Raw genomic sequence first — 6,104 nt, forward strand, 5'->3', positions numbered from 1 at the left:
TCAGAAAGATTCCGCCCTCAGACGGGACCGACCACCCTCTGGTCACTCACCGCAGCAAAACCCCCGCCCCCTCCCCCACCCCCTCCAAAGGCACAGCCACCAACCCCAACTCCGCGCTCGATGCGAGCAGTCGGTGTGTGGGGAGGATGCGGACCGTGTAGCCGAAGGGGCCGGTGCGGTCCAGGGCGAGGGGGCCCTCGTAGAGCCAGTGGCCGTCCAGGTCGGGGCCGCCCGCCGGTTTCAGGGGGGCGGTCGTGCCGTCCGTGATGCCGTCCTCCGAGTCCACGCGGCCCGAGACCGCCTGGACCTCGACGTCGTCCGGGGCCAGGTCGCCCAGGCCTACGCGGACGCGGAGGGAGAGCGTTGTGCCGAGTTCGGCCGTCGGAGCCCCCGCCGACGTCTCCACGTGGTCGACCGTGACGTGTGGCCAGGCCGCGCGGACGCGGGACTTCCACACCGCCAACTCCCTTGCGGAGGAAGGGGACATGGCGCGGTGGGCGTGGGCCGCCGGGGTGTAGAGGCGTTCCACGTACTCGCGGACCATGCGGCCGGCCAGGACCTTCGGGCCCAGGTGGGTCAGGGTCTGGCGGACCATCTCGATCCAGCGGTCGGGCAGGCCGGCCTGACCGCGTTCGTAGAAGCGCGGGGCCACCCGCTGTTCCAGGAGCTCGTAGAGCGCCGACGCCTCCAGCTCGTCCCGGCGGTCGTCGTCCACCGCCGTGCCGTCCGCCGTGGGGATCGCCCAGCCGAAGTCCGGCTGGAACCACTCGTCCCACCAGCCGTCCAGGACCGAGAGGTTGAGGCAGCCGTTGAGGGCTGCCTTCATTCCGCTCGTGCCGCATGCCTCCAGGGGGCGGAGAGGGTTGTTGAGCCAGATGTCGCAGCCGGGATACAGCTTCTGCGCCATCGCCATGCCGTAGTCGGGGAGGAAGACGATCCGGTGGCGTACGCGCGGATCGTCGGCGAAGCGGACCAGTTCCTGGACCAGGCGCTTGCCGCCGTCGTCCGCCGGGTGCGCCTTGCCCGCCACCACGATCTGGATCGGCCGCTCGGGGTGCAGGAGCAGGTCCATCAGACGGTCCCTGTCCCTCAGCATCAGCGTCAGGCGCTTGTAGGAGGGGACGCGGCGTGCGAAGCCGATCGTCAGGACGTCCGGGTCCAGCACGCCGTCGATCCAGCCCAGTTCGGCCGTGCCCGCGCCGCGCTGCCGCCAGGACGCGCGCATCCGCTCCCGCACCTCAGTCACCAACTGCTCGCGCAGCACGCGGCGCAGGTCGTAGATGTCCTGGTCGGGGATCTCGGCCACGGCGTCCCAGCGTTCGGAACCGCCGACCGTCATCGCGTCCTCCGTGCGCTGCGCACCGATCTGGCGGGCGCCGAGGCGGAAGACCTCGGGAGCCACCCAGGTCGGCGCGTGCACGCCGTTCGTGACGGAGGTGATCGGGACCTCGTCCGGGTCGAAGCCCGGCCAGAGCCCGGAGAACATCTCCCGGCTGACCTGTCCGTGCAGCAAGGACACCCCGTTGGCGCGTTGGCCGAGCCTGAGGCCCATCACCGCCATGTTGAAGAGGTTCGGTTCGCCGCCCGGATAGGTCTCCATTCCCAGTCGCAGAATGCGTTCGACGTCAATACGCGGGAGTTCCGCGTCGGGGCCGAAGTGCCGGGCCACCAGTTCCCGGTCGAAGCGGTCGATTCCGGCGGGCACGGGGGTGTGGGTCGTGAATACCGTGCCCGCCCGGACCGCTTCGAGCGCGGCATCGAAGTCCAGGTCCTCATAAGACAGTTCGTGAATTCGTTCCAGGCCAAGAAATCCCGCGTGCCCCTCGTTCGTATGGAACACCTCGGGCTGCGCGTGCCCCGTCAGCCGGCAGTACGTACGCACGGCACGCACCCCGCCGATGCCGAGCAGCATCTCCTGGAGCAGCCGGTGCTCGCTGCCGCCGCCGTAGAGCCGGTCCGTCACGCCCCGCTCGCCGAGGTCGTTCTCCTCTATGTCCGAGTCGAGCATCAGCAACGGGACCCGGCCGACCTGGGCCAGCCAGACACGGGCATGGAGGGACTTCCCGCCGGGGAGGGCCAGGGACACCTGCGAGGGGGTGCCGTCGGGCTCGCGCAGCAGGGATACGGGCAGTTCGTTCGGGTCCAGGACCGGATAGTGCTCCTGCTGCCAGCCGTCCCGGGACAGCGACTGCCGGAAGTAGCCGTGCCGGTAGAGGAGTCCGACACCGATCAGGGGTACGCCGAGATCGCTGGCCGCCTTGAGATGGTCCCCGGCGAGGATGCCGAGGCCGCCGGAGTACTGCGGCAGCGCGGCCGTGATGCCGAACTCGGGTGAGAAGTAGGCGATGGCGGCGGGGAGTCCGGAGGGCTGGGACTGGTACCAGCGGTCCCCGCCCACATAGTCCTTGAGGTCGTCGGCGGCCGCGGCGAGCCGCCGCAGGAAGCGCCGGTCCTCGGCCAGTTCGGCCAGCCGTGCGGACGAGACGCTCCCGAGGAGGCGTACGGGATCGCATTCGGAGGCGGCCCAGTGTTCGGGGTCCACGGACTGGAAGAGGTCACGGGTCTCGGCGTGCCAGGACCAGCGCAGATTGCGCGCCAGGTCACTGAGGGGGTGAAGGGCTTCGGGGAGTACGGGACGCACGGTGAATCTGCGGATGGCCTTCACGAGCTTCCACCTTCACGGAGGACGTACCAGGACGGCGTATCGGTGTTTCGATGGCTGGACGGGTCAGGGCGACCCGGTGGACGCACGTCGCTGTGCGCACTTTGTCACCCATGACGGTAGCGGCGAGGGTGCCTCCGCAACTACGGCGCGAAGTGCTCAGCGGGATGTGCGGGATGTGCGGTACTGCGACCGGAGGGCCGGTCGTCACTGATCACGCCCGCGCGGTGGCGCCTCCGGCGGCAGGGCCCCGCGCCCCCTCGGAAGGGCCGGAAATCGCCGCAACCTCTACATGTCCGCCACGGGCGATATGGCCGATTCCGCCCCGTCGGGCGACCTTGTGGCGCTTCACACCGCACGAGAGGCTGCCAAGTGGCGATCCGGCCACGGCCCCGCAGGGCCCGTACAGGGACTTGCCATGCCTGCCAGAGCCCCCACCGGGGCCCGCGCGCACCACCGGCCGGGGCACGCCGAGTTGAGGAGGGGAACTCACACCATGGCAGTGACGCGCAAGCGGCGGCTGCACTGGGCGGGAGGCCTGACCGCGGTCATGACGGCCGCGGTGCTTTCGGCCATCACCCTGCCCGCGCACGCCGCCCCCGAGGGGCAGATATCCGGCGCGGACGGAGCGGGTGCGGTAAGCGGCAGCTACATAGTGACGCTCAAGGGGGGAACGAAGGCTCCGTCGAAGGCGGGCAAGGCCGTCGCCACCAAGTACGGAGCGAAAATAAGCCACACGTACAGCACGGCACTCAACGGCTATGCGGTGAAGGCCGACGAGAGGCAGGCCGAGCGCCTGGCCGCCGACTCCCGCGTGGCCTCGGTCTCCCGGGACGCCACCGTGGCCGTCGAGCACCGGCAGTCGGACCCGCCGTGGGGCCTCGACCGCGTCGACCAGCAGGACCTGCCGCTGGACAGCAGTTACACCTGGCCGGAGTCGGCGGGCCGGGGCGTGACGGCGTACGTCATCGACACCGGCGTACGCATCACCCACAAGGACTTCGGCGGCCGGGCGAGCCACGGCTGGGACTTCGTCGACAACGACGCCACCGCGCAGGACGGCCAGGGCCACGGCACGCACGTGGCGGGCACGATCGCGGGCACGACGTACGGCGTCGCCAAACAGGCGAACGTCGTCGCCGTCCGCGTGCTCGACGACAACGGCGCCGGCACGCTCTCGCAGGTCATCGCGGGAATCGACTGGGTGACCAAGAACGCCCGGAAGCCGGCGGTCGCCAATATGAGCCTCGGCGGGCTCGCGGACCCGCAACTGGACGCCGCGGTCCGCAACTCCATCGCCTCCGGCGTCACCTACACGGTCGCGGCCGGCAACGACGGCCTCCCGGCGAGCCTCTCCTCACCGGCCCGTGTCAAGGAGGCGGTCACGGTCGGCGCGAGCGACAAGAAGGACGCGAGGGCGGACTTCTCCAACTGGGGCGCGCGACTCGACCTGTTCGCCCCCGGCGTGAACGTCACCTCGGCCTCCAACGCGAGCGACACGGGCAGGGCGACCTTCTCCGGTACGTCGATGGCGTCGCCCCACGCGGCAGGTGCTGCCGCGCTCTATCTGGCCGACCACGCCTGGGCGACACCCGCCGATGTCAGCAAGGCTCTTGTCGGGCGGGCCGCCTCCGGGAAGATGTCCAACACCGGGCTCGGCTCACCGAACAAGCTCCTGCAGGTCGACAACCCGTAAGTATTTGCGCATTCACCGACCGGCCTCGTCCCGAGAATCCGCAACCGATTCTTTACGGATCCTTGGCGGATTCTCATCGGACGAGGCCGGTCTTGTGTGTAGACATACGCGCGAGTAGTTAACAAAGTGCCGGATTGCCCACCCGAAAAGAGTGGGAAGGCTCCACCGGTACGCCCAGCAGGACCAACCTCCCCACACCCTCATCCGCCCACCCACGTTGACGCGGACAGGAGCGGTCATGCCCGCCATGCACCACCAGCCGTCACCACCCCCGACGCCCAGCACCACCGAACCCCCCGGCCAGGAAGAGAAGACCGACCGGCCACAGCCGCCGAAGGCCAGGACCGCCGAGCCGGCCCAGACAGCCAGGACGCTCAAGACACCCAAGACGCCCAAGACACCCAAGCCGACGCAATCGGCGAAACCCGCCGAGTCGGCACCCCAGGAGGAGTCAACACAACAGGAGGAGTCGGCCAAACCGGCAGAATCAGTGCGCCTGGCAGAATCGGTGCGACCTGCAGAGTCAGTGCAACCTGCAGAATCGGTGCGACCTGCGGAGTCTGCGGTGAAATCCTCCAAGCCCTCCAAGCCCTCCAAGCCGTCCAAGCCCTCGCGGCCGTCGACAGCCACCCCCAAGAGCGCCACTCGCCTCACGCCCGCCCCGACCCCCGCCCCCGCCCTCGCCCCGGGCAGCGGCCCTCTGATCGGGCGCATCCCCGTCCTGGACGTGCGCCCCCTCGTGCAGGGCGGGCGCCGCCCCGCGAAGGCCGTGGTGGGCGAGCCCTTCGAGATCTCCGCGACGGTCTTCCGCGAGGGCCACGACGCGGTCGCCGCGAACGTCGTCCTGCGCGACCAGGAGGGCCGCTCGGGTCCCTGGACCCCGATGCGCGAACTGGCCCCCGGCACCGACCGCTGGGGCGCCACCGTCTCCGTGCCGAGGCCGGGCCGCTGGACCTACACCGTGGAGGCCTGGGGCGACCCGATCACCACCTGGCGCCACCACGCGCAGATCAAGATCCCGGCGGGCATGGACACCGAGCTGGTCCTGGAGGAGGGCGCGCTGCTGTACGAGCGTGCCGCGACCGGCGTACCGAAGAGCAAGGGCCGCCGTGACGCGATCCTCGCCGCTGTGGAGTCGCTGCGCGACACCGACCGTCCCGCCACGGCCCGTCTCGCCGCCGCGCTCACGCCCGACGTGGACCACGTCCTCGCGCGCCACCCCCTGCGCGAACTGGTCTCGTCCGCCCAGCGGCTGACCCTGCTGGTGGAGCGGGAGCGGGCGTTGTACGGCTCCTGGTACGAGTTCTTCCCGCGTTCGGAGGGCGCGGTGGTCGAGGACGGCAAGCCGCCGGTCACCGGCACTTTCCGGACCGCGGCCCAGCGGCTGCCGGCGATCGCGGAGATGGGCTTCGACGTGGTGTACCTGCCACCGATCCACCCCATCGGCACGACCTTCCGCAAGGGCCCCAACAACACGCTCGACGCGGCCCCGCACGACGTCGGAGTCCCCTGGGCAATCGGCTCACCGGAGGGCGGGCACGACGCCGTCCACCCCGACCTGGGCACGATCGACGACTTCGACGCCTTCGTACGCCGGGCCGAGAGCCTGGGCATGGAGATCGCCCTGGACTTCGCGCTCCAGTGCTCGCCGGACCACCCGTGGGTGGAGAAGCACCCGGAGTGGTTCCACCACCGCTCGGACGGCACGATCGCGTACGCGGAGAATCCGCCGAAGAAGTACCAGGA

The 6,104-nt window shown here is 70.3% G+C and carries 3 protein-coding genes; 2 read left to right on the forward strand and 1 reads right to left on the reverse strand.

Features of this window, described 5'->3' with window-relative positions:
- Positions 1 to 46: 46 nt before the first annotated feature.
- Positions 47 to 2,665: a glycosyltransferase family 1 protein gene (locus ACFWXQ_RS47685; RefSeq protein WP_383946309.1), complete on the reverse strand. Its 2,619-nt coding sequence runs from the start codon at positions 2,663 to 2,665 to the stop codon at positions 47 to 49.
- 493 nt (positions 2,666 to 3,158) lie between these two features.
- On the opposite strand from ACFWXQ_RS47685, the gene ACFWXQ_RS47690 reads away from it, so the two are divergent.
- Positions 3,159 to 4,358, forward strand: coding sequence for a S8 family peptidase (locus tag ACFWXQ_RS47690; protein ID WP_383946306.1), 1,200 nt, complete (start codon positions 3,159 to 3,161; stop codon positions 4,356 to 4,358).
- Between the two features lie 565 nt (positions 4,359 to 4,923).
- Positions 4,924 to 6,104 (forward strand): maltotransferase domain-containing protein (locus tag ACFWXQ_RS47695; RefSeq protein ID WP_386270393.1); only part of this gene is annotated, 1,181 nt, incomplete at its 3' end.

Origin of the sequence: Streptomyces sp. NPDC058697 (assembly GCF_042715345.1) — a bacterium.
In the GTDB taxonomy this organism is placed as follows: domain Bacteria; phylum Actinomycetota; class Actinomycetes; order Streptomycetales; family Streptomycetaceae; genus Streptomyces; species Streptomyces liliifuscus.

Bases quoted from the DNA above. Each gene is read 5' to 3' on its own strand.
- ACFWXQ_RS47690 (WP_383946306.1), top strand. From the start codon at position 3,159: ATGGCAGTGACGCGCAAGCGGCGGCTGCACTGGGCGGGAGGCCTGACC.